Source organism: Paracoccus sp. SJTW-4, from assembly GCF_047716885.1.
In the GTDB taxonomy this organism is placed as follows: domain Bacteria; phylum Pseudomonadota; class Alphaproteobacteria; order Rhodobacterales; family Rhodobacteraceae; genus Paracoccus; species Paracoccus solventivorans.
Genome location: NZ_CP136681.1, coordinates 3,181,078 through 3,206,895 on the forward strand (window position 1 = coordinate 3,181,078; position 25,818 = coordinate 3,206,895).

The following is a 25,818-nucleotide window of genomic DNA, read 5'->3' on the forward strand; positions in this document are numbered from 1 at the left end:
CTAAAAGGGGGTGATTCGTGATACAAGATTGTTGCACCGGCAGGGTCATGGACACTGGCCAGCCGTAGTGCGCCCGGATGTCTGCCCATCCGGCTGACCGACAACAACCACAGGGACCTCGGGAGGGCAACCCCCCAGGGGTCTTTTTGCGCCATCCGCGGCGCGATCTGGAAGGAAGCAAGATGTCGAAGACCAAGAAGAACGAGTTCCGCCCCGACGATTTCGTGGTCTATCCGGCCCACGGCGTCGGCCGGATCGTGTCCATCGAAGAGCAGGAGGTCGCCGGCCTCAAGCTCGAGATGTTCGTGATCTCGTTTGAAAAGGACAAGATGACCTTGCGTGTCCCGACCGCCCGCGCGACCGAGATCGGGATGCGCGGCCTCGCCTCGCCCGACCTGGTGGACCGCGCCCTGGAAACGCTCAAGGGCAAGGCCCGCGTCAAGCGCGCGATGTGGTCGCGCCGGGCGCAGGAATACGAACAGAAGATCAACTCGGGCGACCTGCTGTCCATCGCCGAGGTGGTGCGCGACCTGCACCGCAGCGACGACCAGCGCGAACAATCCTATTCCGAGCGCCAGCTCTACGAAGCCGCGCTGGACCGCCTGACCCGCGAGGTCGCCGCCGTGAACGGCATCGACGAGGGCGGTGCCCAGAAAAAGGTCGAATCGGTGCTGATGTCCCGCGCCGCCTGACCGTCCATGGCAGGGCGGTCCTTTGCCCGACCGGCAGGGACCGTCCCGCGGGCTTCCCTAGGGATAAACCTGTTCCAGCCTGCCTGACGCCAGCAGCGTGCGCCAGTCCCAGGCAGCTTCCGCCATCATCGCGGCGTAATCCGGGGTCTCGGCCACGGCGCCGCAAGGCGAAAACGCTGCCAGCGCCAGTAAAACCCCGGCAATCCGTCTGCGCGGATTATTCGGCAATGTCCCCCTTTCAGCTTGCCCCAAATATCCTGGGGGGCTTCCGAGCGCCCGGAATAGAGGCGAATCAGAAAACAGCCCCCAAGCTGTTTTCCCGCCGGATGGTTCGGTGGACTGTTTTCAGCAAGGAAGACCACAGCAGCGGCCCGGGGGTGGAAAACCCCCGCTCCGACCGCGCCGCTCAACCCAGCGCCGCCAGGATCCGTGCCCAGCTGCGCGCGCCTTTCGCAAAGCTTTCCACGTCGTATTTCTCGTTGGGAGAGTGGATGCGGTCGTCGTCGCGGGCAAAGCCGACCAGCAGCGAATCCATCCCCAGCAGCCGCTTGAAATCCCCCGCCACCGGGATCGAGCCGCCGGCACCGATGAAGGCCGCCTCGCGGCCCCATTCTTCGGTCAGCGCCTGCCGCGCCGCGCCGAAGGCCGGGTCCGAAATATCCATGACGCTGGCCATCGAGCCGCCGTGGGGGTGGAACTCGACGCTGCAATCCGCGGGCAGGAAGCTGCGGACATGGGCGTGCAGGGCTTCGCGGATCGCCTCGGGGTCCTGGGTGCCGACCAGCCGGCAGGAGACCTTGGCGCGGGCCTCGGCCGGCAGCACGGTCTTGAACCCCTCACCGGCATAGCCGCCGGCGATGCCGTTGATTTCAAGGGTCGGGCGGTTCCACACCATTTCCAGCCCGCTGCGTCCCGGCTCGCCGATGGGATGGCGCAACCCGACCTGCGACAAAAAGTCGCCCGCATCGAACCCCAGCGCCTCCCAGTCGGCACGTAGCGCATCAGGCAGCTCGGGCACCCCGTCGTAGAACCCGGGCAGCGTCACCCGTCCCTGTGCGTCCTTCAGCGCCGCCAGCGCGTTCACCAGCACCTGCAGCGGGTTCGCGGCCAGCCCGCCGAAGCTGCCGGAATGCAGGTCGCGGTCGGCGCCGCGGATCACGATCTCCTCGCCTAGCAGCCCGCGCAGCTGGGTGGTGATCGCCGGGCGTCCGTCGGCATACATGCCGGTGTCGCAGATCAGCGCCAGGCTGGCGCGCAACCGCTCGGCATTGTCGCGCAGGAACCCCTCGAGGCTCGGAGACCCGGATTCCTCCTCGCCCTCGAACAGCAGCACCAGCCCCGCGGGCAGGGCACCATGCACGGTTTTCCAGGCCCGGCAGGCCTCGATAAAGGTCATCAGCTGGCCCTTGTCGTCGCTGGCGCCGCGGCCGCGGATCACCGGGCCGGCGGGGGTGTCCTCGATCGCCGGGTCGAAGGGGTCGCGGCCCCACAGTGCCAGCGGGTCGACCGGCTGCACGTCGTAATGGCCATAGAACAGCAGGCTGCGGCCCGGGCCCGGCTGGCTGCGCGCGACCACCATCGGGTGGCCCGGCGTGTCCTCGACCGTCGCCTGAAACCCCAGCGCCGCCAGCTCGCCCTGCAGCCAGCCCGCCGCCTCGCGCACCCGCCCGGCATAGGCCGGGTCGGTCGAGATCGAGGGGATGCGCAGGAACGCCATCAGCCGGTCCAGCGCCGCCGGCAGCCCCTCGTCCAGCGTCGTCAATACCTCGTCCAGCCGCGCCATCCTTGCCATTTGCCGTCCTTTCCCGCAGAGCATGTCCCGGACGGTACGACTTTTCGTCCCATCGGGGATTAAAGGGTGTATTTTCCTGCCATTGATCCTTATCAATGACGAGCGGCCCCACCGGCGACCATGATCGCCGCAGGCCCGTGACGCAAGCCCGCCGAATGGCAAGCAAGGAGCAAGCTGATGAACTACGATGCCGCAATCGACCAGGCCCTGCAGCGCCTGCATGACGAAGGCCGCTATCGCGTGTTCATCGACGTCGAGCGTCGCAAGGGGCATTTCCCGCAGGCGATCTGGACCCGCCCCGACGGGACTGAGCAGGAAATCACCATCTGGTGCGGCAACGACTATCTGGGGATGGGCCAGCACCCCGCCGTTCTGGGCGCCATGCACGAGGCGCTGGACGCCACCGGCGCCGGCTCGGGCGGCACCCGCAACATTTCCGGGACCACCATCTATCACAAGCGGCTCGAGACCGAGCTGGCGGACCTGCACGGCAAGGAATCCGCGCTGGTGTTTTCCAGCGCCTATATCGCCAATGACGCGACTCTTTCCACGCTGCGCAAGCTGTTCCCCGGCCTGATCATCTATTCGGACGAGCTGAACCACGCCTCGATGATCGAGGGGATCAAGCGTTTCGACGGCGCCAAGCGCATCTTCCGCCACAACGACGTCGAGCATCTGCGCGAGCTGCTGGCCGCCGACGACCCGGCTGTGCCCAAGCTGATCGCCTTTGAGTCGATCTATTCGATGGACGGCGACTTCGGCCCGATCGAGGCGATCTGCGACCTCGCCGACGAGTTCAACGCCCTGACCTATCTGGACGAGGTGCACGCGGTCGGCATGTACGGCCCCCGCGGCGGCGGCGTGGCCGAGCGCGACGGGCTGATGCACCGCATCGACATCTTCAACGGCACGCTGGGCAAGGCCTTCGGGGTGTTCGGCGGCTATATCGCGGCCTCGGCCAAGATGTGCGACGCGATCCGCTCCTACGCGCCGGGGTTCATCTTCACCACCTCGATCCCGCCGGCAGTGGCGGCGGGGGCGGCGGCCTCGATCGCGCTGCTGAAGACCGAAGAGGGGCAGAAGCTGCGCGACGCCCAGCAACTGCACGCGCGCATCCTCAAGATGCGCCTGCGCGGGCTCGGCCTGCCCATCGACGACCGCGGCACCCATATCGTGCCGGTCCATGTCGGCAACCCGGTCCACTGCAAGATGCTGTCCGACATGCTGCTGGACGAGTTCGGCATCTATGTGCAGCCGATCAACTTCCCCACCGTGCCCCGCGGCACCGAACGCCTGCGCTTTACTCCGTCGCCGGTGCACGATCCCAAGCAGATCGACCATCTGGTCCATGCCATGGATGCGCTGTGGTCGCGCTGTGCGCTGAATCGTGCGCATGCAGTGGCTTGACGCCCAAGAAGTAGTGTCCCCCCTCTCGCCAGCGTGATAGCATTAATTTAAACAAATCACGCCAGATTCGCGTTGAGGCACAGGCGAATCCGGGACGGCTAGAAATGGGGCAGGCAGGAAATGATCGGGACGAGAGCGCCCGCAGGGCCGGATGATTCCGTCAACGGGCGGGATTCGGCTCCGGGGTTCGACGATTTCGAGATGCGGCTGGGCGACATCATGCGTGGCGAACGCGCCACCATGGGCAAGTCGCTGCTGGATGTGCAGCGCGAGCTGCGCATCCGCGCCTCGTACGTTGCCGCGATCGAGAACAGCGACCTGTCGGCCTTTGACGCGCCCAGTTTCGTGTCGGGCTATGTGCGGTCCTATGCGCGCTATCTGGGCATGGACCAGGACTGGGTGTTCCGCCGCTTCTGCGAGGAATCGGGGTTCCAGCCGGTGCACGGCATGGCCCCCGCCGCTGCCGGTCCCAAGCCGACCCGCCGCCCCTCGGACCCGGCCGAGGCACTGGCCAACCCGCGGGCGCTGTTCATCCCGCAGCCGGAAAGCTTCTGGTCCTCGATCGAGCCGCGGGCCATCGGCTCGGTGCTGGTCATGGGCGCCTTGGCGCTGGGGCTGGGCTATGGCGGCTGGGCGGTGCTGCAAGAGGTGCAGAAGGTCAACCTGACCCCCTCGGACCAGGCGCCGGCGGTGATCGCGGCGCTGGACCCGGTGCAAGAGGCCGCGCCGGTCGGGGTGGCGGATGCAGGCGCGATCGACCTGCCGCAGCCCGAGGCGATGGACCGCATCTACCGCCCCCGCGCGCTGGAAGTGCCGGTGCTGACCCCGCGCGACACCCCCATCGCCGCGATCGACCCGGGCCTGCCCGACCCCGCAGATGCCGCACCGCAGGCGGTGATGCCATCGGAGGCGACCGAACTGGCGCTGACCCCCACCGTGCCGCTGAACCTGCCGGGCGTGCAGGCGCCGGGCGCGCAGACCGTGGCCGAGGCGCCGTCCGTGCGCACCCTGGGCCCCGAGCCGCCGCAGGTGGAAATCCTTGCCACCCGGCCCGCCTGGGTGCGGGTCAGCGCCGCCGACGGCTCGGTGCTGCTGGAAAAGACCCTCGACGCGGGCGAACGCTTCGTGCTGCCGGCCAGCGAACAGCCGCCGCTGCTGCGGACCGGCAACTCGGGGGCGGTGTATTTCGCGGTGAACGGGCAGACCTATGGCCCGGCCGCGCCCGGGCCGCAGGTGGTGCGCAACATCGAGCTGTCGCCCGACGCCCTGACCGGCAAGTTCGCGCTGGCCGACCCGGCCGCCGACCCGGCGCTGGCGACGATGTTCGCGATCGCCTCGGCCGCGCCGCTGGTGGGCGAGGACGCCGCGCCCCAGGAATAGGCCGCGCGGCCGGGCAGGGGAAACCCCGCGGCGGCCGGTTGCCCCGGCGGGGCCAAGCGCCTATCTGTGGCGGCGACAGCCGAAAGGTCCAGCGATGACGCATAACCCGATCCGCCCCTGGCGCAATATTCAGCGCCGCCGGTCGCGGCAGATCATGGTCGGTTCGGTCCCGGTCGGGGGCGATGCCCCGATCAGCGTCCAGACCATGACCAACACCGATTCCTCGGACGTGCGCGCGACGCTGGCGCAGGTGATCGCCGCCGCGGATGCGGGCGCCGACATCGTGCGCATCTCGACCCCCGACGAGGCCTCGACCCGGGCGCTGCGCGAGATCACCCGCGAAAGCCCGGTGCCGATCGTCGCCGACATCCATTTCCATTATCGCCGCGCCATCGAGGCCGCCGAGGCCGGCGCCGCCTGCCTGCGCATCAACCCCGGCAATATCGGCGAGCCGGCGCGGGTGCGCGAGGTGGTGCAGGCTGCCCGCGACCACGGCTGCTCGATCCGCATCGGGGTGAACGCGGGCAGCCTGGAACGCCACCTGCTGGAGAAATACGGCGAGCCCTGCCCGGACGCGATGGTGGAAAGCGGGCTCGACCATATCAAGCTGCTGCAGGACAACGATTTCCACGAGTTCAAGATCAGCGTGAAGGCTTCGGACGTGTTCCTGGCCGCCGCCGCCTATCAGGCGCTGGCCGAGGCCACCGACGCGCCGATCCATCTGGGGATCACCGAGGCCGGCGGGCTGCGCGGCGGCACGGTGAAATCCGCGGTCGGCATGGGCAACCTGCTCTGGGCCGGGATCGGCGACACCATCCGGGTGTCGCTGTCGGCCGATCCGGTGGAAGAGGTGCGCGTCGGCTACGAGATCCTGAAATCGCTGGGGCTGCGCACCCGCGGCGTGCAGATCATCTCCTGCCCCAGCTGCGCGCGGCAGGGGTTCGACGTGATCAAGACCGTCGAGATCCTCGAACAGCGGCTGGAACACATCAAGACCCCGATGAGCCTGTCGATCATCGGCTGCGTAGTGAACGGGCCCGGCGAGGCGCTGATGACCGACATCGGCTTTACCGGCGGCGGCGCCGGCAGCGGCATGGTCTATCTGGCCGGCAAGCAGGACCACAAGATGACCAATGACCAGATGATCGACCATATCGTCGAGCTGGTCGAGCGCCGCGCCGAAGAGCTTTCCCGCGCCGCCGAAGCGGCCGAATAACGCCTGGCGCACTATGGTCAGGGGGCTTTCCGCCCCCCTCTGGCGCCCTTCGGGCCGCCATTCACCCCCGAGGATATTTTCCGACCGCCCGAAAGCGGCACGCCCCCGCCACAGGGACGGGGGCGGCTTTCGGTCGGTGCGGTCATCGGCGTCCCCGCCTGTACCGCAATTCCGATATTGCCTCGAAAAGCTGAAGATTCGGTTAACGCGCCTCGGGCGGTCTCAAATATCCCGGGGTCCGGGGCAGAGCCCCGGTCCGACGGCGCATCCCCAGAACCAGCCGGCGCGGATTGGTGCCGCTGACGAACGGGCGCAGCGCCGCCACATGCCCGGCGGCGGCCCTCAGCCCGCCTCGGCGCGGATGGTCTCGATCACCGCCGCCAGCCCGGCGGTCGGCACGCCGCGCAGCAGTTCCGGGCCGATGACGAAGGTCGGCGTGCCCATGATCTGCATCCGCTCGGCCAGCTGGCGGTTCTGGCGGATTTCCGAGGACACCTCCTCGGTGTTCATCCGCTGCACGATCGCGTCGGCGTCCAGCCCCAGATCCGCCGACAGCGCATTCAGCGTCTCGATGGTGACGCCGCCGCGCAATTCGTAAAGCCGGTCATGCGCCGCCTTGTAGGCGTCGCCACCGGCGATCTGCCGCACCGCGATGGCATAGCGCGAGGCCAGGTCGCTTTCCTGCCCGAGGATCGGGAACTCCTTGAGGATCAGGCGGATATCGCCGTCCTCGGCCACCACCTTGTCCAGCTCCGGCGCGATGCGGCGGCAATAGCCGCAGCGATAATCGATGAACTCGACGATGGTCAGCGCGCCCTCGGGGTTGCCGCCGATCCAGGAAAACCCGTCCTCGAACAGCGCGGCGCTGTTGGCGGCGACCAGCAGCTTGTCGTTTTCGGCCTCGGCCTCCAGCCGCCGGGCCTCCATGGCGTTGATCGCCTCGACCAGCACCTGCGGGTTGTCCATGATGTAGCCGCGCACCGCCTCGCCAAAGGCCTCGCGCTCGGCCTCGGTCATGTTCGCGGGGTCGAAGGCGGCTGCGGGCGAGGCCAGCAGCGCTGCCATGGCGGCAGCGGTCATCAGCGATTTCATCACGGGGTCCTTTCCGGTCTCGGCCCTTCCGGTGCCGGAGGCATTTGCCCCGCCGGTGCGCGGTCTGTCCACCCCCTGCGGGCGGGCTCGCCGTCTCTTGACCGGGGTCGGGGGCGGGGCCAAAAGGGCGCCAAGCAAAAAACCATGGGGCGCAGTCGGATGCGGCAATCGCAGCGGGGTCAGGTCGACCCCTTCATCGTCATGGACGTGATGGAGGCCGCGAGCCGCGCCGAGGCGCAGGGCCGCCGCATCGTGCATATGGAGGTCGGCCAGCCCTCGACCCCCGCCCCCCGCGCCGCGCTGGATAAGCTGGGGCAGGCGCTGTCGCAGCCGCTGGGCTATACGATCCCGCTGGGGATGCCGGAATTGCGCGCCGCCATCGCCGGGCTGTACCGGCGCTGGTACGGGATCGACCTCGACCCCGCGCGGGTGGTGGTGACGCCGGGCTCCTCGGGGGCCTTCGTGCTGGCGTTCTCGGCGCTGTTCGATGCCGGCGACCGGGTGGCGGTGGGCGAGCCGGGCTATCCCAGCTATCGCCAGATCCTGCGCGCCATGTCGGTGCAGCCGGTGGGGATGCAGACCCGCGCCGAAAACCGCTATCAGCCGGTGCCGGGGGACATTCCCGCCGATGTGCAGGGGGTGATGATCGCCTCGCCCGGGAACCCCTCGGGGACGATGCTGGACCGCGACGCGCTGGCGGCGCTGGTCGCCCGCACGCAAGAGATCGGCGCGGCGCTGGTCTCGGACGAGATCTATCACGGGCTGGATTACGGCGCCCGCCCGGTCAGCGCGCTGGAGCTGACCGACGATGTGGTGGTGATCAACAGCTTTTCCAAATATTTCAGCATGACCGGCTGGCGCGTGGGCTGGATGGTGGTGCCGCCCGACATGGTGCGCACCATCGGCCGGCTGGCCGCGAACATGTTCATCTGCGCCCCCCACGCCAGCCAGGTGGCGGCGCTGGCAGCACTGTCGCCCGAGGCGGATGCCGAGGCGCAGGCGAACCTGGCCGTCTATGCGCATAACCGGCAGCTGATGCTGGAACGGCTGCCGGCGATGGGGTTCGACCGCATCGCGCCGCCGGACGGGGCCTTCTACATCTATGCCGATGTCTCGGCGCTGACCGATGACAGCCGGGCGCTGGCGGCCGAGATCCTCGACCGCGCCGGCGTCGCGGTGACGCCCGGGCTGGATTTCGACCCGATCCGGGGGGCGGGGACGCTGCGGCTGTCCTATGCCCAGTCCACCGCCGAGATCACCGAGGGGCTGGACCGGCTGGCGGCCTTCATGGCCGGGCGCTGAGCGGTGGGCATGCTGCGCCTTGCGGCGGCAGTGCTGCTGCTGGCCGCGCTGGCGGTCGTGGCGCGGCCGGGGCCGGTCGTGGCCGAAACGCTGGCCGAGGTCGATCAGGGCCGCGTCATGCTGGGGTTCGAGGGCAGGGACCGTGGGCGGCCGCGGCCGATCGCGCTGACCATCGGGCTGTCGCGGGCGGTGGCCCATGCGGTGGCGGTGATCGACGCGCCGCCGCGGCTGGTGGTGGACCTGCGCGACACCGAGATTCCCCAGATGCCGCCTGCTGCCGACCCTGACGCTGAACCCGACCCGGATGCCGACCCCGCCGCGGCGCTGGCGCTGCGCTGGGGGCCGGCGCCGCAGGGCGGCGCGCGGGCGGTGCTGACCCTGCCCGGGCCGATGAATCTGGACAGCGCGCAGCTGACCGGCGGGCCGGCGCCGGCGCTGTCCTTGCGGCTGGTGCCGGTGAAGCCGGCCGAGTTCCGCCCTCGCCGCGACAGCCTGACGGTGCTGCGCGGCCTGCCGGAACCCGCCGACACCGCCCGCCCGCCCGCCGCGCCCGCGGGGGAGCGACTGCGGGTGGTGTTGGACCCCGGCCATGGCGGCATCGACCCCGGCGCGCAGGTCGGCGGCATTTCCGAGGCGGCGCTGATGCTGGGCTTTGCGCGCGAGTTCGCCGCCGTGCTGCGCGACCGCGGCATCGAGGTGGTGCTGACGCGCGAGGATGACCACTTCGTGCCGCTCGAGGCGCGCACCACCATCGCGCGGGCCAAGGGGGCCGACCTGTTCATCTCGCTGCACGCGGATGCGCTGCCGGCGGGCGAGGCGGCGGGCGCGACCATCTATACCTGGGACGCGCGCTCGAACGACCGCGCCGCCCGGCAGCTGGCCTTGCTGCACGACCGCAGCGACATGCTGGCCGGGCTCGACCTGTCGGACACCGACGAGGATGTCAGCCGGGCGCTGATCGACCTGGCGCGGCTGGACACCCAGCCCCGCAGCGCCGATGCGGCGCGGATGCTGGTGGCGCAGATGGATGCGGCGGGGGTGGACATGCACCGGGTGCCGATCCGCGGCGCGGCGTTTTCGGTGCTGAAATCGCCCGACATTCCCTCGGTGCTGATCGAGCTGGGGTTCCTGACCGACCCCGACGACCGCAGCAACCTGTTCGACCCGGATTGGCGCGCCCGCGTCGCCGCGGCGCTGGCGGCGGGGATCGTCGACTGGGCCGCCACCTGGACCCCCGCGGAAAAGCCCGCCGAAACCCCGGCCCCGGGCAGCGGCAGCAAGGCGCCGGGATCGCACAAGACCCCGCCCGGGTGATGCAACGCCGCTTTGATCCGGGCGCGACAGGCGGTATAGGAAACCCTCTGCTTGGCTATGGTGGGCCTGTCGCTTGATCCGTTTCCTGCTCAATTTCGTCGGCGCGATCTTTTCCTGGTTCGTCACCGCGGCGCTGTTCGTCGCGCTGGGGATCGGCGGGATCTTCTGGATCTACGCCCGCGACCTGCCCAGCCACGAGGCGCTGGCCAGCTACGCCCCCAAGACCATCAGCCGCATCTATTCCGGCGAGGGCAAGCTGATCGACGAATTCGCCGAGGAACGGCGGATCTTCGTCCCGATCGAGGAAATCCCCGATCTGGTGAAACAGGCCTTCATCTCGGCCGAGGACAAGAACTTCTACAAGCACCACGGCTACGACCCGCGCGGCATGATCGGTGCGGCGGTGCAGGCGGTGCAGACCCGCGGGGCCAGCGTGCGCGGGGCCTCGACCATCACCCAGCAGGTGATGAAGAACTTCCTGCTCGATTCGTCGCGCAGCGTGGAACGCAAGGTGCGCGAGCTGATCCTGGCCACGCGGATCGAGAACACGCTGAGCAAGGACCAGATCCTTGAACTGTACCTCAACGAGATCTTCCTGGGGCAGAACAGCTCGGGCGTGGCGGCGGCGGCGCAGACCTATTTCAACAAGTCGCTGACCGAGCTGGCCCCGCACGAGGCCGCGATGCTGGCGGCGATGCCGCAGGCGCCCTCGCGGTCGGTGGTGCGCGACAAGGAGCGGATCACCGAGCGCCGCAACTATGTGCTGCGCGAAATGTGGCAGAACGGCTATCTGACCGAAGCGGTGTTCCGCGCCGAATCGGCGCAGCCGCTGCGGACCGTGCAGAACGGCGATTTCCCGGCATTCCGCAACAGCCTGCCCCCGCGCGGCTATTTCACCGACGAGATCCGCCGCCAGCTGTCGGCGCAGTTCGGCGAGGACGAGTTCTTCGGCGGCGGGCTGCAGATCCGCGCCACCGTCGACCCGCAGCTGCAGGCGATCGCCGCCAAGTCGCTGCAGGATGCGCTAGAACGCTATGACCGCGGGCTGGGGCTGTGGCGCGGCACCGGCATCACCATCCCGGCGGACAAGCTGGCGGCCGAACCGGACTGGCGCGCGGCGCTGGCCCGCGCCAAGGTGCCGCGCGACATCGAGGGCTGGCACCCGGCGGTGGTGCTGGAGCTGACCGAGACCGACGCCGTGATCGGGATCGAGGGCGTCCCGCAGGGCGACGAGCCGCATCTGATCCCGGCCAAGGACGTGCAATGGGCGCGCAAGATGCTGCCCGGCACCCAGCGGGCGCCGCAGGCCAGGGTGGCCTCGGACCTGCTGGAAGTGGGCGAGGTGGTGCTGGTCCGGCAGATGACCGACGACAATACCGGCGCCTTCATCCGCTGGACGCTGCGGCAGGTGCCGCGGGTGCAGGGCGGGTTCATGGCGATGGACGTGAACACCGGCCGCGTGGTGGCGATGCAGGGCGGGTTCAGCTATCAAAGCTCGGTCTTCAACCGCGCGACGCAGGCGATGCGGCAGCCGGGGTCGTCCTTCAAGCCCTTCGTCTATGCGGCGGCGCTGGACAAGGGCTATACCCCCGCCACTATCGTTGCAGATGAACCGATCACCGTGAACACCCCGCAGGGGCTGTGGACCCCCAAGAACGCCGGCGGCGGCTTCTATGGCCCCACGCCGCTGCGCACCGGGATCGAGCAGTCGCGCAACCTGATGACCATCCGCATCGCGCAGGACATCGGCATGGATACGGTGGCCGCCTATGCGGAACGTTTCGGGGTCTACGACCGGCTGTCGCCGTTCCTGGCCAACAGCCTGGGGGCCCAGGAAACCACCCTGTTCAAGATGGTCGCCGCCTATGCCATGTTCGCCAACGGCGGCGAGCGGGTGGAGCCGACGCTGGTCGACCGGGTGCAGGATCGCCGCGGCCGCACCGTCTATCGCCACGACCGCCGCAGCTGCACCACCTGCGACATGGGCAACCTGCCCGCCGGGCAGGCGCCGGTGATCGCCTCGGACCGGGAACGGGTGATGGATGCGGTGACCGCCTATCAGCTGACCTCGATGCTGGAAGGGGTGGTCAGCCGCGGCTCGGGCAAAGGGGTCAAGCTGCCGGTGCCGGTGGCGGGCAAGACCGGGACCACCAACGACGCCAAGGACGTGTGGTTCGTCGGCTTCACCTCGAACCTGGTGGCGGGCTGCTATATCGGCTTTGACGAGCCGCGCAGCCTGGGGTCGAACGCCTATGGCGGCACCATGTGCGTGCCGGTGTTCAACGCCTTCATGCGGCAAGCGGTCAAGCAATACGGGGGCAGCGCCTTCAAGGTGCCGCCGGGCGGGTATTTCGCCGACGTGTCCTATGGAAAATACACCATCGCCGAATATTTCCGCAACGGCACCACCGCCAGCGATTATGTGATCGACGGCGGTTTCGGCCGCAAGCAAAGCTCGGACGTGACCGAGACCGCGGACAAGGCGGTGACCACCTCGACCGGCAAGCGCAAGGTGATCCCGAAAAAGGCCGATTTCGGCAGCATGAGTTCGGGCGGGCTCTACTAGGCCCACCGCGGCAGGGGGCAGGGCCGCCGTCCTGCTTGTGCCGGCGGCCGGGCCGCGGTATCAGCCGCTTTCATCCGAATTGCCGTTCGCCTGTCAGGGACCGCCCATGCGTGCCGAAACCCAAGCCACCGTCGAGTCCATCCGCAAGTCGCTGGGCCTGCTCGCGCAGCGCATGGACTGGAACACCGCGCCGCACCGGCTGGAAGAAATGAACGCGATGATCGAGGACGGGGACCTCTGGTCCGACCCGGCCCGCGCGCAGAAGCTGATGCGCGACCGCCAGATCCTGTCGGACAAGGTGGAAACCTATCGTCGGCTGGACCAGGACCTGCGCGACAGCGTCGAGCTGATCGAGCTGGGCGAGGCCGAGGGCGACGCCGAGATCGTCGCCGACGCCGAGGCGACGCTGAAATCCCTGGCCGAGACCGCGGCGCAGAAAGAGCTCGAGGCGCTGCTGGACGGCGAGGCCGACAGCAACGACAGCTTCATCGAGATCCACGCCGGCGCCGGCGGCACCGAAAGCTGCGACTGGGCCGCGATCCTGGCGCGGATGTACACCCGCTGGGCCGAGAAAAAGGGCTACAAGGTCGAGCTGCAGTCCGAGACCGCGGGGGACGAGGCCGGGATCCGCTCGGTCACCTACAAGATCACCGGGCCCAACGCCTATGGCTGGCTGAAATCGGAATCGGGCGTGCACCGGCTGGTGCGGATCAGCCCCTTCGACAGCTCGGCGCGGCGGCATACCTCGTTCTGCTCGGTCTGGGTCTATCCGGTGGTGGATGACAATATCGAGATCGTCATCCCCGACAACGAGATCAGGATCGACACCTATCGGTCGTCCGGCGCGGGCGGGCAGCACGTCAACACCACCGATTCGGCGGTGCGCATCACCCACCTGCCGACCAATATCGTCGTCACCAGCAGCATGAAGTCGCAGCACCAGAACCGCGAGATCGCGATGAACGCGCTGCGGTCGCGGCTGTATCAGCTGGAACTGGACCGCCGCAACGCCGCGATCAACGCCGCCCATGATTCCAAGGGCGAGGCCGGCTGGGGCAACCAGATCCGCTCTTACGTGCTGCAACCCTACCAGATGGTGAAGGACCTGCGCACCGGCTTTGAGACCTCGGACACGCAGGGGGTGCTGGACGGCGACCTGGACGGGTTCATGGCGGCGACGCTGGCGATGGACGTGTCAGGGAAAAGCCGTTCCGAGGCGAATTCGGACGCCTGACCCGCAAAACCAGCAGAGGCGCGCAATGGCGAAACCGATCAACCTGGCCCTGCAGGGCGGCGGTGCGCATGGCGCGTTTTCCTGGGGGGTGCTGGACCGGCTGCTGGAAGGCGACGAGATCGACATCGCCGGCATCAGCGGCACCTCGGCCGGGGCGCTGAACGGCGCGGCGCTGGCCGCCGGGCTGGCGGTGGCCGAGGGCCGCGCCGGGCGGCAGGCGGCGCGCGAGAACCTTAACCATGTGTGGCGCGAAGTCAGCCATTATTCCGACAACCGCCTGGTGCGCTGGATGTCCAGCCTGGCGCCGGTGCCGACCGCCTGGCACCGCTGGGCCGAGATGTTTTCCCCCGCCGCCTGGGCTGAAGGCATCGCGCGGGTGTTCAGCCCCTATGACAGCGGCCCGTTCTACAGCAACCCGCTGGGCGCGGTGATCGCCCGGATGCCGCATCCGCTGGGCGCGGGGCAGGGCGGCCGCGCCCCGGCGCTATTCGTCACCGCCACCAATGTGCGCACCGGCCGGGTGCGGGTGTTTTCCGGAGGCGAGGTGACGCCCGACGCGGTGATGGCTTCGGCCTGCCTGCCGACGCTGTTCCGCGCAGTCGAGATCGAGGACCCCCAGACCGGCCGGCGCGAGGCGTTCTGGGACGGCGGCTATTCCGGCAACCCGGCGCTGTTTCCGCTGTTCGAGCCCGAGCTGCCCGCCGACATCGTGATCGTGGCCATCAACCCGATGGAGCGCGACGGCATCCCCCGCACCCCGGTCGAGATCCAGGACCGGATCAACGAGATCAGCTTCAATTCATCCCTGCAGCGGGAATTGCGCGCCATCCAGTTCGTCAAGCGCCTGACCGCCGAGGGGCGGCTGTCCGGCCGCGGCATGAAATCGCCGCTGATCCACCTGATTTCCGACGACGCGCTGATGAACTCGCTAGGCGCACACAGCAAGCTGATGCCGGGGCCGGGGCTAATCGGGCGGATGAAGACCGCCGGGCGACAGGCGGCCGAGGCGTTCCTGCGCGGCGATCTGGCGAATGTGGGCAGCCGCGATTCGGTGGATCTGCCGCGGCTTTACGGCTAGCGGCGGTCGGGGCGGCGCCACCGGGCCATTCGGCAGAAAAGCAGCTTTGGGGGGTGGTTTTTCTTATCCGCCTTCCATTCGCGGCGCTGCCGGAGCGGGGCCAGCCCCTGGCCACTGCCGTGGCCGTCCTCGCTGAAAACAGTCCACCGGACTGTTTCCGGGCGCTCGGAAGCCCCGGGGATATTTGCGCAAGATGAAAGAGCCGGGGCGCGCGAGCGCGCTCAGGCGTCCTGCGCCGCGATTTCTGCGGCCAGCCGGGCGTTGGCCAGCACCAGCGCGATATTGGCCTCGACCGAGCGGCCCTGCGTCAGGTCGTAGACGCGATCGAGCAGGAAGGGGGTGACCGCCTTGGCGGCGATGCGCTTGCGAGCGGCCTCTTCCAGGGCGCGTTCGACGGCGGGGAAGATCTCGGCGCGGGGGATCTCGGCCTCGGCCGGAATCGGGTTCACCACCAGCTGCCCGCCGGGCAGGCCCAGCGTGCGGCGCATCCTTGCGGCGGCGGCGATCTCGGCCGGGTCGTCCAGCCGCAAGGGCGCGGGCAGGCCGGAATCGCGCGACCAATAGGCGGGAATCGCATCCTGCCCGACCGCGATCACCGGCACGCCGAGGGTTTCCAGGAACTCGAAGGTCCGCGGCAGGTCGAGGATCGCCTTGGCCCCCGAGGACACCACCGTCACCGGCGTCGCCGCGAGCTCGTAGAGATCGGCCGAGATGTCCATGGTCTCTTCGACGTTGCGGTGGACGCCGCCGATGCCGCCGGTCGCGAACACCCTTATGCCGGCCAGCGCCGCGCAGATCATCGTCGCGGCGACCGTGGTGGCGCCGGTGCGGCCGCTGGTCAGGCAGACGGCCAGATCGGCGCGGCTGACCTTCATCACCCCCTCGGCCGCGGCCAGATGTTCCAGCGTCGCGTCGTCCAGCCCGATGCGGATCTGCCCGCCGATCACCGCGATGGTGGCGGGGGTGGCGCCGGCGTCGCGCACCGCACGCTCGACCTCGCGCGCCATGTCCAGATTGCGGGGGTGGGGCATCCCGTGGGTGATGATCGTCGATTCCAGCGCCACGACGGGGCGGCCCGCGTCTAGCGCCTCGCGGACCTCGGGGGTGAAGCTCAGCGGCAGGTCGGTCATCGGGGGCTCCTCGGGGTAGGGTCCCGAGGATGAAGCGCCAGGGCGACCGGGCACGTCAAGAGCAGCCGCGCGGGACGGGCGCGGCCCGGTTGTCGCAGGCGCCCGGGACGGGCGCCTGCGGCAGGCGGCCTAGCCGGCGATGCGCAGCATCCGGTGCTTTTTCTTGCCCAGGCTGATCTTCATGCCCTCGCCCACCTCGTCCGCGGTCAGCAGCCGCTGCGGGTCGGTCACGGGGTCGTTGTTCAGCCGCAGCCCGCCCTCGGCGATCAGGCGCTTGGCCTCTTTGCCGCTGGAGGTGAGCCCGGTCTGCGCCAGCATCTGCGCCACCGACAGCCCGCCGTCAAAGGCGGCGGCGGGCATGGCGACCAGCTCCAGATCGGCGCCGGTGCCGCCCTGCTCGAACACTTCGCGCGCGGTGGCCTCGGCGCTGGCGGCGGCGTCGGCCCCGTGCAGCAGGGTGGTGACCTCGTTCGCCAGGATGATCTTGGCGTCGTTGATCGCGGCGCCCTGCAGCGCGCCCAGCCTATCGCATTCCGCCACCGGCAGCTCGGTATAAAGCTTGAGGAACCGGCCCACGTCGGCGTCGGTGGTGTTGCGCCAGAACTGCCAGAACTCGTAAGCGCTCAGCATTGCCCCGTTCAGCCAGACCGCGCCGCCCGCCGACTTGCCCATCTTGCGCCCGTCCGAGGTGGTCAGCAGCGGCGAGGTCAGCCCCCAGATCTCCGCATCCAGCACCCGGCGGGTCAGGTCGATCCCGTTGACGATATTGCCCCATTGGTCAGAGCCGCCCATCTGCAGCCGGCAGCCGTAGCGGCGGTACAGTTCAAGGAAGTCATAGGCCTGCAGGATCATGTAGTTGAACTCGAGGAACGACAGGCTCTGTTCCCGGTCCAGCCGCGATTTCACCGATTCGAAGGACAGCATCCGGTTGACCGAGAAATGCCGCCCGATGTCGCGCAGGAAATCGAGGTAGTTGAGGTTGTCCAGCCACTCGGCGTTGTTCAGCATCATCGCGCCGCTGTCGCCGTATTGCAGGTAGCGGTCAAAGACCTGCTGCATCCCGTCGATGTTCGACTGGATCGCGTCCGGGGTCAGCAGCGGGCGTTCCTCGCTGCGGAACGAGGGGTCGCCGACCTTGGTGGTGCCGCCGCCCATCAGGGTGATCGGGCGGTTGCCGGTCTTCTGGAACCAGCGCAGCATCATGATGTTCAGCAGGTGGCCGACATGCAGGCTGGCCGCGGTTGCGTCATAGCCGATATAGGCCGTCACCGGCCCCTCGATCAGGGCATCATCCAGCGCCTGCATGTCGGTGCAGTCGGCCAGATAGCCGCGTTCGACCATGACGGTCAGGAACTCGGATTTCGGGCGGTAGGTCATCGGCTTTTTCCTTTCACTGCGCCCGCCTATACAGCCAGCGCGGGGCAAGGAAAAGCGAACTGGCGGGGGGTGCGGATGCTGGTGCTGGGGATGATGTCGGGGACCTCGCTCGACGGGGTGGACGCGGCGGTGGTCGAGACGGACGGCGAGGCGATCCACGGCTTCGGCCGCAGCGCCTATCGCCCCTATTGCGCCGCCGAGGCCGCGGTGCTGCACGCGGCACTTGGCCGCTGGCCGGGCGAAGAGGGGGTGGCCGAAGCCGCGGCGCTGTCGGTGGTCGCCCATGCAGCACTGGCGGCGGATTTTCCCGAGGCGGCCCTGATCGGCTATCACGGCCAGACCCTGGCCCATGACCCCGCGCGCGGCCGCACCCATCAGGCCGGGCAGGGCTGGCGTCTGGCGCGGGCGACCGGGCGCCGCGTGGTCTGGGATTTCCGGCGCGAGGACGTGCGCCAGGGGGGCGAGGGCGCGCCGCTGGTGCCGTTCTTCCACCACGCGCTGGCCCGCTGGGCGGTGGCGCAGGGGCGGCTTGCGGCCGCGCCGGTGGTGTTCCTGAACCTGGGCGGGGTCGGCAATCTGACCTGGTGCGACCCGCGCCAACCCGATCCGCTGCGCGCCTGCATCGCCTTTGACACCGGCCCCGCGAACGCACCGCTGAACGACCTGATGCGGGCGCGGCGCGGGCTGGCGCGGGACGAGGGCGGGGCGCTGGCCACTGCGGGCACGCCGGATGAAACCGTGGTCGAGGCTTTCCTGCGCCACGAATATTTCACCCGCCCGGCACCGAAATCGCTGGACCGGGATGCGTTCGCCGGGCTGTCGGCGGCGGTGGCGGCTCTGGCCGACGCCGATGCGGCGGCGACGCTGGTCCATGCTGCGGCAGCTGCGGTGGCAAGCGGGTTGGGGCTGCTGCCCTCGCGCCCGGAAATGCTGCTGGTCTGCGGCGGCGGCCGTCACAATGCCGCGATCATGGCGGCGCTCGAATCGCGCAGCCGGCTGCCGGTGCGGCCGGTCGAGGCCGCCGGGCTGGACGGCGACATGATCGAGGCGCAGGGCTTCGCCTGGCTGGCCGCGCGGGTGCTGCGCGGGCTGCCGACCTCGGGTCCCGGCACCACCGGCGCGCCGCGGGCGATCTGCGGCGGCAGGATCAGCGCCCCGGCGGGATGACGCCGGCGGACGGGCGGAAAATCGCGGCGGGCGGAACGGTTGCGGCGGGTCCGCGTTGGGCCGGCACAGTCGGGGAACCGCGTTCCCCATGTTCGCCACGACAAAGGAGGCCCACGATGAAAGCCCTGCTTCTTGCCGCCACGTCGTCGCTTGCCCTGACCGGCTTTGCGATGGCCCAGACCCCGGCCCCGGACGGCACCGCTACCACGACCACCGAATCGACGACCATCGTCGAGGATGCGGCGACGGACCTCGACAATGCGGCCGCGGGTGCTGCGGATCAGCTCGAGGACGGGGCCGACAGCGCGGAAAGCGCGGTTGACGAGACCGTGACCACCGGCGCCGCCGATGTGGTCGAGGATGCCGCCGACAGCGCCGAAAGCGCCGCGGACGAGGCCGTGACCGCCGGTTCGGGCGACGCCGCCGTCACCACCACGACCGATACCACTACCACGACCACCGATACCACCACGACCACCGACACCATGGGCACGGATGCGCCGGGTTCGGACGTGACGCCGGCGCCGATGACCCCGGCGGACGGCACCACCACCACGACCACCGACATGACCACCACCGACACCACCGGCGCCGTCGTGGTCGCCCCCGATGTCGATGCGCCGGCGCTCAGCGCCGACAACCCCGGGATGCTGGGGTCGTGGCTGCTCAATCGCCGGATCTGGACCACCAACCAGCCCTCGTCCACTGTCTGGGACGATCCGGTGCTGGCCGAGCGTCCGGCCGAGTGGACCGACATCGCCAAGGTCGGCGACATCGTGGTCGACGCCGACGGCAACGTGCTGGGCTATGTCGCGGATATCGGCGGCTTCCTGGGCATCGGCGCCAAGCAGGTGCTGCTGGGCAAGGACGCGCTGCATTTCGTCCGCATCGGCGACGATGCGTTCTTTGCCACCAACTTCACCCGCGAAGAGCTGGAGGCGCTGCCGGATTTCGACAAATCCACCGTCATGCAGTGATCCGGCCCGTTGACGGCCAGACGGGGCGCCCTTCGGGGCGCCCTTTTTCGTCGCGGCCGGAACCCTGGTTGGCCGCCCGGGTTGATCCGGCGATGCCCGGAGCACACCACAGGACAAGGATCTCATGCCATGCTGAGCAAGCATCTTCTGGGGACGGCCGCAGTGCTGTCACTCGTCGCCGCGGGGGCGATGGCGCAGACCGATACCGACGCCGCAACCGATCAGGATGCCGCCACCGCACCGGCCGAGGCGACGACGGACGCGAGAACCGAAGCCGCGGCCGACGCGCCCGCCGATGCGGCGCCTGCCGATGATGCTGCCGCCGGCGCCGCCGGGCTGGGTGGGCAGGTGGTGGTCGAGCAGGCCGAGCCGACCGTGACCGTCGACGCCCCCACGCCGCGGGTCCATGTCAGCCAGCCCGCCCCCCAGGTCACCGTCGAGCAGCCCGAGCCGACCGTTACCGTCACCCAGGCCCCGCCCGAGGTCACGGTCGAGCAATGCGCCCCCAGGATCACCGTCACCCAGGCCGAGCCGACGGTGACCGTGAACATTCCGCAGCCCATCGTCTCGGTCGCCCTGGCCGACCCCGAGGTGACCGTGGACGAGGCCCGCCCCGAGGTCACCGTCGAGGTGCCCGAGCCGGTGGTGTCCTTCGTGCAGCCGCAGCCCCGGATCACCGTCGAGGGCGCCGAGGCCCAGGTCCAGGTGACCGAGGCCGAGCCGCAGATCGACGTCACCCGCGCCACCGAGGCGCAGGTCGAGATCCGGCAGAACCAGCCCGAGATCGCGGTCGAGCAGGCCGGCGACGCGCAGGTGCAGATGCAGGACGCCCCCGCGCCGCAGGTCGAGGTCGAGGGCGCCGGCCAGGCGCAGGTCGAGGTCCAGCAGGACCAGCCCGCCGTCGAGGTCACCGGCCCGGCGCCCGCCCCGGCGACCCCGCGGCTGCGCGCGTCCGAGCTTGATATCCGCGAGGGCTATGCCGCGGTCCCGGTCGAGGAGCTGTCGGCCGAGGCGCTGACCGGCACCCCGGTCTATGCGGCCGGCGACGAGCATATCGGCGACATCCGCGACGTGATCGCCGACCCCTCGGGGCAGATCCAGCAGGTGATCGTCGGCGTCGGCGGCTTCCTGGGCATCGGCGAACGCGACCTCGCCTATCCCTTCGACGAGGTGTCGTTCCAGCGCCAGCCCGATGGCAGTGACCTGCGCGCCTATGTCGGCACCCCCGCCGCCGAGGTGCAGAACCTGCCCGAATACCTGCCCGAGGAATGACTTAGCCCCCGGCACCACCGGCCGGGCAGGCGACATGAACGGCCGGGCGGCAGCGGGACTGCCGCCCGGTTTTCGTCATGGCGAGGGGCGGTCATTTGGGGCGGCCGACGCTTGGGGTCTTACCTTCGGCGCCCCAGTTCGAGTGGCCCCGCATCGCGCCCTCGGGACCATCTCCGACCTCGCCCATCCCCCGCCGCCGTCAGGTTTTTCGCCATTCCTTCCCCGCGGCGCGCTTTGTCGCTTGACCTCCTGCGCGGCGATGCGTACATCCCCGTCACCCCAGAGGCGATCTGGGTGTGGTGTGGGCGGTTGTAGCTCAGTTGGTTAGAGTACCGGCCTGTCACGCCGGGGGTCGCGGGTTCGAGCCCCGTCAACCGCGCCATCCACCACCAGACGGTCGCCACCGGGTAATGCGCGGTTGTAGCTCAGTTGGTTAGAGTACCGGCCTGTCACGCCGGGGGTCGCGGGTTCGAGCCCCGTCAACCGCGCCACCTTCCCCCTTTATCCTGTCGCTTTTCCTGCCGTGCCGGCGGGATGTCCCGGCTGCGGCGGCCGAAATCGCCGGTGCGGCGGGCCTTTTCATCCCGCGTCACATCCCTATGCTGACCCCGTTGCGAAGGAGAGGCTGATGGCGCGCGGAATCGATTATGGCGGCATGATGCACCGTGCCATGCAGGGGCTGATCGCCGACGTGCTGCAGGTCGTGGCCGAGGAAGGGCTGCCGGGCGAGCATCATTTCTTCATCACCTTCGACACCCGCGACGAGGGCGTCGAGATGGCGGACTGGCTGCGCGAGCGCTACCCCGAGGAAATGACCATCGTCATCCAGCACTGGTTCGACAACCTCAAGGTCACGCACGAGGGCTTCACCATCACCCTGAACTTCGGCAACTCGCCCGAGCCGCTGTATATCCCCTTCGATTCGGTGCGCACCTTCGTCGACCCTTCGGTCGAGTTCGGGCTGCGATTCGAGACCCAGGAGGGCGAGGGCGACGACGACACCCCGCCCGAGGCCGAGGGCGGCGACGGCAACGGCGACGATAACGACGACGGACCCGCTGGCGGCACCGGCGGCGGCGCCGAGGTGGTCAGCCTGGACAAATGGCGCAAGTGACCCGCAGGCGCGCGGCGCGGGCCGGGTGATCCGGGCTCAGCGCAGCGCGTCGGACAGCCATTGCTGCACCATCCGGTGCGCCTGGTCCGGGACCGGGCCGCGGGCGTCGATGACCGCGCGCAGATAGATGCCGTCGATCAGCGCCCCCAGCGTCTCGGCCAGCCGCGCCGCATCCGCGCCCGCGCGCGGCCGCAGCGCGTGCAGCAGGTTGCTGCGCAGGCGGCGGTGATAGATGGCCAGCAGCCGCGCCGCCTCGGGTTCGGTCAGGGCCAACGGATAGAAGTTCAGCCAGGCGGCGGTGGTCTCGCGGTCGAAATGGGCGCTGTCGAGGCTGGCGGCGACGATCGCCTCGGCCCGGCGGTCGGGCGGGGCCGCAGCCAGCGCCTGCCGGACGCTTTCGCCGTAGCGGATCAGGATGTGGCGCATCGCCGCAACCAGCATCTGCGATTTCGATCCGAAATAGTGATGGGCCAGCGCCGGTGACATCCCCGCATCGCGGGCGATCCGGGCCACGGTCACCTCTTGCGTGCCCGTCCGCCCGACGGCGGCGATGGCGGCATCCACCAGGGCCGCCTTTCGGCTGGCCTCGGCCCCGATTTTAGGCATAAGAGGACCCTCGGCAGAATCACCAAGTGCCGTGAGGAATAGCGCAGCCTGATTGACTCGTCAATCAACAAACGCCCCGGCGCTGCCACGGAAACGACGAAGAAGGAGAGAGCCATGACCTTCCGCACCAGCCTGCTGGCGCTTGCCGCCGCGACGCTGCCGCTGGCCGCGCCCGCCGCGTTTGCGGCCGAGCCCGACAGCTGCCGCAGCATCCGCATGTCGGACCCCGGCTGGACCGATATCTCGGCCACCACCGGGCTGACCACCACCGTGCTCAAGGCGCTGGGATATGAACCCGAGGTCACGGTGCTGTCGCTGCCCTTCACCTTCGCCTCGCTGGCCAGCGACGACCTTGACGTGTTCCTGGGCTACTGGCACCCGTCGATGATCGCCGACCTGCGCCCCTATGCCGAGGCCGGGACCATCGACACGGTGCGCACCAACCTGACCGGCGCCAAATACACGCTGGCCACCAACCGCGCCGGGGTCGAGGCCGGGATCACCGATTTCGCCTCCATCGCCGCGCAGCGCGACGTGCTGGAAGGCCGCATCTACGGGATCGAGCCGGGCAACGACGGCAACCGGCTGCTGCTGGACATGATCGCCGCCGACCAGTTCGGGCTGGGCACCTTCGAACTGGTCGAATCCAGCGAACAGGGGATGCTGGCGCAGGTCGCCCGCGCCGATGCCGCCGGCAAGCCGGTGGTGTTCCTGGGGTGGGAGCCGCACCCGATGAACGAACGCTTCGAGATGACCTATCTGCCGGGCGGCGACGAGATCTTCGGCCCCGACCTGGGCGGCGCCGAGGTGCGCACCACCACCCGCGCCGGCTATGTCGCCGAATGCCCGAACGTCGGTCGCCTCCTGCAGAATCTCGAGTTCACCCTGGCGATGGAAAACGAGATCATGGGCGCGATCCTCGACGACGGCCGCGACCCCGAGGCGGCGGCGCGCGACTGGCTCAAGGCGCATCCCGAGGTCGCCGGGCAGTGGCTCGAGGGCGTCACCACCATCGACGGGGGCGATGCGCAGGCGGCGCTGACCGCGGCGCTGGAAGGGTGATGGACCGTCTGACCGCGGTCCTGACCGAAAGCAAGCTGCCGGTCGGCAGGATCGCGCGGCAGGTGTTCGACTGGCTCAAGCTGCACGCCGAGCCGGTGTTCGCCGCGGTCGCGAGCGGGCTGGGGGCGCTGGTCGACGCGATCCACGCGGTGCTGGTGTTCCCGCATCCGCTGCTGTTCACCGCGGCGGCGGCGGCGCTGGCGCTGCTGCTGCGGCGCGGGCTGGCGGTCGCGGCGGGGGTGGCGGCGGGATTCCTGTTCATCCTCAACCAGGGCTACTGGAAGCCGACGATGGAATCGCTGTCGCTGGTGCTGGCGGCGGGGATCGTCTGCATGGCGCTGGGGGTGCCCACGGGAATCGCGCTGGCGCACCGGCCGCGGCTCTACCGGCTGGCGCGGCCGCTGCTGGACCTGATGCAGACGCTACCCAGCTTCGTCTATCTGATCCCGGCGATCGTGTTCTTCGGCATCGGCACGGTGCCGGGGCTGGTTGCCACGGTGATATTCGTGCTGCCGGCGCCGATCCGGCTGACGCGGCTGGGCATCGCCTCGACGCCGCTGCCGCTGGTCGAGGCCGCCCGCGCCTTTGGCGCCACCCGCCGGCAGCTGCTGTGGAAGGTCGAGCTGCCCAGTGCCGCGCCCCAGATCATGGCCGGGCTGAACCAGACCATCATGCTGTCGCTGTCGATGGTGGTGATCTCGGCGCTGGTCGGGGCGGCGGGGCTGGGGGTGCCGGTGGTGCGCGCGCTCAACAGCGTGAACACGGCGCTGGGGTTCGAATCGGGCATCGTGATCGTGGTGGTGGCGATCATCCTCGACCGGCTGCTGGCCGCACCACGGAGAGAGAAATGACCGCCCCGTCCCCCTTTACCCAGGCCGCCCCCGCGCCCTCGGCACCGCCGCCGCCGCGCCCGCCGGCCGTGGTCTTCGACCGCGTGTCCATCGTTTTCGGCGACCGGCCGGAACGGGCGCTGCCGCTGGCCGACGAGGGGCTGGACCGCAGCGCCATCCGCGAGGCGACCGGGCAGGTGCTGGGGGTGCACGACTGCTCGCTCGAGGTCGGGGCGGGCGAGATCGTGGTGCTGATGGGGCTGTCCGGCTCGGGGAAATCGACGCTCTTGCGGGCGGTGAACGCGCTGAACCCGGCGGTGCGCGGCGATGTCCGCATCCGCATGGACGAGGCGATGACCAGCGTCACCAGCGCCGACCCCCAGACGCTGCGCCGGATCCGGCTGGACCATGTGTCGATGGTGTTCCAGCAGTTCGGGCTGCTGCCCTGGCGCACGGTGCGCGAGAACGTCGGGCTGGGGCTCGAGCTTGCCGGGCAGTCCCGCCGCCAGCGCCGCGCCCGCGTCGAGCAGGAGCTGGAAACCGTCGGGCTGTCGGACTGGGCTGACCGCCGGGTCGGCGACCTGTCGGGCGGGATGCAGCAGCGCGTGGGTCTGGCCCGCGCCTTTGCCACCCGCGCCCCAATCCTGCTGATGGACGAGCCGTTCTCGGCACTCGACCCGCTGATCCGCACCAGGCTGCAGGACGACCTGCTGGCGATGCAGGCCAGCCGCCCGCGCACCATCATCTTCGTCAGCCACGACCTGGACGAGGCGTTCAAGCTGGGCGACCGCATCGCGCTGATGGACGAGGGGCGGATCGTGCAGACCGGCACCGCGCTGGACATCCTGCGCAACCCGGCCAACGCCTATGTGGCCGAGTTCGTCGCCCACATGAACCCGGTGGCGGTGCTGACCGCCGCCGACCTGACCGAACCGGGCGAGGCGCCGGGCGCGCCCCTGCCGGGAACGCTGCCCGCGCGCGAGGTGATGTCCGCGCTGACCACGGCCGAGGCGCTGCCGGTCGCCGGCGGCGGCCGGGTAACAAGGGCCGGGGTGCTCAAGCGGCTGGCGCATCCGGGCAACGGCCGCACATAGCTGCATCGGCCGTCCGGCGTCGCCGCTGCATGGGTATTTGGACCAGAAAGAAGCAGCTGCCGCCTCAGGCGGGCGAGGGGGCTTCTTTCTGGCTCAAATACCCATGGCTCCCGTGT

Annotated in this window: 21 protein-coding genes and 2 tRNA genes; 18 read left to right on the forward strand and 5 right to left on the reverse strand. The window is 69.6% G+C overall.

Annotation, left to right across the window (positions count from 1 at the left end):
- The first annotated feature begins 182 nt into the window (after nucleotides 1-182).
- Nucleotides 183-692, forward strand: coding sequence for a CarD family transcriptional regulator (locus tag RSP45_RS15560; RefSeq protein WP_073064237.1), 510 nt, complete (start codon nucleotides 183-185; stop codon nucleotides 690-692).
- Nucleotides 693-1,098: 406 nt separating this feature from the next.
- Here the strand turns inward: RSP45_RS15560 and RSP45_RS15565 are convergent, their stop codons facing one another.
- A complete protein-coding gene (locus RSP45_RS15565) occupies nucleotides 1,099-2,484 on the reverse strand; it encodes a M20/M25/M40 family metallo-hydrolase (RefSeq protein ID WP_415392631.1) in 1,386 nt (461 codons plus the stop codon).
- A gap of 177 nt (nucleotides 2,485-2,661) precedes the next feature.
- Here RSP45_RS15565 and hemA point away from each other — a divergent pair, with 177 nt between their 5' ends.
- The 3 genes from hemA (at nucleotide 2,662) to ispG (ending at nucleotide 6,487) form a co-directional block, all read left to right on the forward strand.
- Nucleotides 2,662-3,891, forward strand: coding sequence for a 5-aminolevulinate synthase (gene hemA, locus RSP45_RS15570; RefSeq protein WP_415392632.1), 1,230 nt, complete (start codon nucleotides 2,662-2,664; stop codon nucleotides 3,889-3,891).
- A gap of 120 nt (nucleotides 3,892-4,011) precedes the next feature.
- A complete protein-coding gene (locus RSP45_RS15575; RefSeq protein ID WP_415392633.1) occupies nucleotides 4,012-5,271 on the forward strand; it encodes a RodZ domain-containing protein in 1,260 nt (419 codons plus the stop codon).
- A 94-nt stretch (nucleotides 5,272-5,365) separates the two neighbouring features.
- Nucleotides 5,366-6,487, forward strand: a complete 1,122-nt coding sequence (ispG, locus tag RSP45_RS15580; protein WP_415392634.1) for a flavodoxin-dependent (E)-4-hydroxy-3-methylbut-2-enyl-diphosphate synthase — start codon at nucleotides 5,366-5,368, stop codon at nucleotides 6,485-6,487.
- 342 nt (nucleotides 6,488-6,829) lie between these two features.
- Here the strand turns inward: ispG and RSP45_RS15585 are convergent, their stop codons facing one another.
- Nucleotides 6,830-7,579 carry a DsbA family protein gene (locus RSP45_RS15585; protein ID WP_415392635.1) on the reverse strand — a complete coding sequence of 250 codons (750 nt, stop codon included), beginning with the start codon at nucleotides 7,577-7,579 and terminating at the stop codon, nucleotides 6,830-6,832.
- A gap of 159 nt (nucleotides 7,580-7,738) precedes the next feature.
- On the opposite strand from RSP45_RS15585, the gene RSP45_RS15590 reads away from it, so the two are divergent.
- The 5 genes from RSP45_RS15590 to RSP45_RS15610 all read left to right on the forward strand — a co-directional run bounded on the left by RSP45_RS15590 (nucleotide 7,739) and on the right by RSP45_RS15610 (nucleotide 15,073).
- Nucleotides 7,739-8,881 carry a pyridoxal phosphate-dependent aminotransferase gene (locus RSP45_RS15590; protein ID WP_415394089.1) on the forward strand — a complete coding sequence of 381 codons (1,143 nt, stop codon included), beginning with the start codon at nucleotides 7,739-7,741 and terminating at the stop codon, nucleotides 8,879-8,881.
- A 9-nt stretch (nucleotides 8,882-8,890) separates the two neighbouring features.
- Nucleotides 8,891-10,195: an N-acetylmuramoyl-L-alanine amidase family protein gene (locus RSP45_RS15595; protein ID WP_415392636.1), complete on the forward strand. Its 1,305-nt coding sequence runs from the start codon at nucleotides 8,891-8,893 to the stop codon at nucleotides 10,193-10,195.
- Nucleotides 10,196-10,268: 73 nt separating this feature from the next.
- A complete protein-coding gene (locus RSP45_RS15600) occupies nucleotides 10,269-12,761 on the forward strand; it encodes a penicillin-binding protein 1A (RefSeq protein ID WP_073064276.1) in 2,493 nt (830 codons plus the stop codon).
- Between the two features lie 106 nt (nucleotides 12,762-12,867).
- Nucleotides 12,868-13,995, forward strand: coding sequence for a peptide chain release factor 2 (prfB, locus tag RSP45_RS15605; protein ID WP_415392637.1), 1,128 nt, complete (start codon nucleotides 12,868-12,870; stop codon nucleotides 13,993-13,995).
- Between the two features lie 25 nt (nucleotides 13,996-14,020).
- The gene (locus RSP45_RS15610) at nucleotides 14,021-15,073 is read left to right on the forward strand and encodes a patatin-like phospholipase family protein (RefSeq protein WP_415392638.1); all 1,053 of its coding nucleotides are present in this window, start codon (nucleotides 14,021-14,023) and stop codon (nucleotides 15,071-15,073) included.
- Nucleotides 15,074-15,294: 221 nt separating this feature from the next.
- Here RSP45_RS15610 and RSP45_RS15615 read toward each other — a convergent pair whose 3' ends face one another.
- Both RSP45_RS15615 and tyrS read right to left on the reverse strand, forming a co-directional pair.
- Nucleotides 15,295-16,203, reverse strand: a complete 909-nt coding sequence (locus RSP45_RS15615; RefSeq protein ID WP_415392639.1) for a pseudouridine-5'-phosphate glycosidase — start codon at nucleotides 16,201-16,203, stop codon at nucleotides 15,295-15,297.
- 129 nt (nucleotides 16,204-16,332) lie between these two features.
- On the reverse strand, nucleotides 16,333-17,580 hold the full coding sequence (tyrS, locus tag RSP45_RS15620; protein WP_415392640.1) for a tyrosine--tRNA ligase: 1,248 nt from the start codon (nucleotides 17,578-17,580) through the stop codon (nucleotides 16,333-16,335).
- A 75-nt stretch (nucleotides 17,581-17,655) separates the two neighbouring features.
- Here tyrS and RSP45_RS15625 point away from each other — a divergent pair, with 75 nt between their 5' ends.
- The 6 genes from RSP45_RS15625 (at nucleotide 17,656) to RSP45_RS15650 (ending at nucleotide 22,110) form a co-directional block, all read left to right on the forward strand.
- Nucleotides 17,656-18,747: an anhydro-N-acetylmuramic acid kinase gene (locus RSP45_RS15625; RefSeq protein ID WP_415392641.1), complete on the forward strand. Its 1,092-nt coding sequence runs from the start codon at nucleotides 17,656-17,658 to the stop codon at nucleotides 18,745-18,747.
- Between the two features lie 116 nt (nucleotides 18,748-18,863).
- The gene (locus RSP45_RS15630; RefSeq protein WP_415392642.1) at nucleotides 18,864-19,724 is read left to right on the forward strand and encodes a PRC-barrel domain-containing protein; all 861 of its coding nucleotides are present in this window, start codon (nucleotides 18,864-18,866) and stop codon (nucleotides 19,722-19,724) included.
- Between the two features lie 129 nt (nucleotides 19,725-19,853).
- A complete protein-coding gene (locus tag RSP45_RS15635; protein ID WP_415392643.1) occupies nucleotides 19,854-20,996 on the forward strand; it encodes a PRC-barrel domain-containing protein in 1,143 nt (380 codons plus the stop codon).
- Between the two features lie 305 nt (nucleotides 20,997-21,301).
- Nucleotides 21,302-21,378, forward strand: a tRNA-Asp gene (locus RSP45_RS15640).
- A 32-nt stretch (nucleotides 21,379-21,410) separates the two neighbouring features.
- Nucleotides 21,411-21,487: transfer RNA gene (locus tag RSP45_RS15645), tRNA-Asp, on the forward strand.
- A 137-nt stretch (nucleotides 21,488-21,624) separates the two neighbouring features.
- On the forward strand, nucleotides 21,625-22,110 hold the full coding sequence (locus tag RSP45_RS15650) for an SspB family protein (RefSeq protein WP_415392644.1): 486 nt from the start codon (nucleotides 21,625-21,627) through the stop codon (nucleotides 22,108-22,110).
- Nucleotides 22,111-22,146: 36 nt separating this feature from the next.
- Here RSP45_RS15650 and betI read toward each other — a convergent pair whose 3' ends face one another.
- Nucleotides 22,147-22,716 carry a transcriptional regulator BetI gene (gene betI, locus RSP45_RS15655; RefSeq protein WP_415392645.1) on the reverse strand — a complete coding sequence of 190 codons (570 nt, stop codon included), beginning with the start codon at nucleotides 22,714-22,716 and terminating at the stop codon, nucleotides 22,147-22,149.
- 114 nt (nucleotides 22,717-22,830) lie between these two features.
- Between betI and RSP45_RS15660 the strand changes: the two genes are divergently transcribed.
- Genes RSP45_RS15660 through RSP45_RS15670 form a run of 3 tightly spaced genes read left to right on the forward strand, consistent with a single transcriptional unit; the run spans nucleotide 22,831 to nucleotide 25,702 of the window.
- On the forward strand, nucleotides 22,831-23,778 hold the full coding sequence (locus tag RSP45_RS15660; protein WP_415392646.1) for a choline ABC transporter substrate-binding protein: 948 nt from the start codon (nucleotides 22,831-22,833) through the stop codon (nucleotides 23,776-23,778).
- Nucleotides 23,778-24,629, forward strand: a complete 852-nt coding sequence (choW, locus tag RSP45_RS15665) for a choline ABC transporter permease subunit (protein ID WP_415392647.1) — start codon at nucleotides 23,778-23,780, stop codon at nucleotides 24,627-24,629. Before RSP45_RS15660 ends, choW begins: the two co-directional genes overlap by 1 nt.
- Nucleotides 24,626-25,702 (forward strand): quaternary amine ABC transporter ATP-binding protein, encoded by a 1,077-nt coding sequence (locus RSP45_RS15670; RefSeq protein ID WP_415392648.1) that lies wholly within the window; start codon nucleotides 24,626-24,628, stop codon nucleotides 25,700-25,702. The genes choW and RSP45_RS15670 overlap by 4 nt, the downstream gene beginning before the upstream one ends.
- Nucleotides 25,703-25,818: the final 116 nt, after the last annotated feature.

Coding starts and splice junctions, on each gene's coding strand:
- RSP45_RS15560 (WP_073064237.1), top strand. CDS start 183: ATGTCGAAGACCAAGAAGAACGAGTTCCGCCCCGACGATTTCGTGGTC.
- RSP45_RS15625 (WP_415392641.1), top strand. CDS start 17,656: ATGCTGGTGCTGGGGATGATGTCGGGGACCTCGCTCGACGGGGTGGAC.
- RSP45_RS15650 (WP_415392644.1), top strand. CDS start 21,625: ATGGCGCGCGGAATCGATTATGGCGGCATGATGCACCGTGCCATGCAG.
- RSP45_RS15585 (WP_415392635.1), bottom strand. CDS start 7,579: ATGAAATCGCTGATGACCGCTGCCGCCATGGCAGCGCTGCTGGCCTCG.
- RSP45_RS15670 (WP_415392648.1), top strand. CDS start 24,626: ATGACCGCCCCGTCCCCCTTTACCCAGGCCGCCCCCGCGCCCTCGGCA.
- prfB (WP_415392637.1), top strand. CDS start 12,868: ATGCGTGCCGAAACCCAAGCCACCGTCGAGTCCATCCGCAAGTCGCTG.
- tyrS (WP_415392640.1), bottom strand. CDS start 17,580: ATGACCTACCGCCCGAAATCCGAGTTCCTGACCGTCATGGTCGAACGC.
- RSP45_RS15660 (WP_415392646.1), top strand. CDS start 22,831: ATGACCTTCCGCACCAGCCTGCTGGCGCTTGCCGCCGCGACGCTGCCG.
- RSP45_RS15575 (WP_415392633.1), top strand. CDS start 4,012: ATGATCGGGACGAGAGCGCCCGCAGGGCCGGATGATTCCGTCAACGGG.
- RSP45_RS15635 (WP_415392643.1), top strand. CDS start 19,854: ATGCTGAGCAAGCATCTTCTGGGGACGGCCGCAGTGCTGTCACTCGTC.
- RSP45_RS15595 (WP_415392636.1), top strand. CDS start 8,891: ATGCTGCGCCTTGCGGCGGCAGTGCTGCTGCTGGCCGCGCTGGCGGTC.
- RSP45_RS15590 (WP_415394089.1), top strand. CDS start 7,739: ATGCGGCAATCGCAGCGGGGTCAGGTCGACCCCTTCATCGTCATGGAC.
- choW (WP_415392647.1), top strand. CDS start 23,778: ATGGACCGTCTGACCGCGGTCCTGACCGAAAGCAAGCTGCCGGTCGGC.
- RSP45_RS15610 (WP_415392638.1), top strand. CDS start 14,021: ATGGCGAAACCGATCAACCTGGCCCTGCAGGGCGGCGGTGCGCATGGC.
- RSP45_RS15630 (WP_415392642.1), top strand. CDS start 18,864: ATGAAAGCCCTGCTTCTTGCCGCCACGTCGTCGCTTGCCCTGACCGGC.
- RSP45_RS15615 (WP_415392639.1), bottom strand. CDS start 16,203: ATGACCGACCTGCCGCTGAGCTTCACCCCCGAGGTCCGCGAGGCGCTA.
- hemA (WP_415392632.1), top strand. CDS start 2,662: ATGAACTACGATGCCGCAATCGACCAGGCCCTGCAGCGCCTGCATGAC.
- RSP45_RS15565 (WP_415392631.1), bottom strand. CDS start 2,484: ATGGCAAGGATGGCGCGGCTGGACGAGGTATTGACGACGCTGGACGAG.
- ispG (WP_415392634.1), top strand. CDS start 5,366: ATGACGCATAACCCGATCCGCCCCTGGCGCAATATTCAGCGCCGCCGG.
- betI (WP_415392645.1), bottom strand. CDS start 22,716: ATGCCTAAAATCGGGGCCGAGGCCAGCCGAAAGGCGGCCCTGGTGGAT.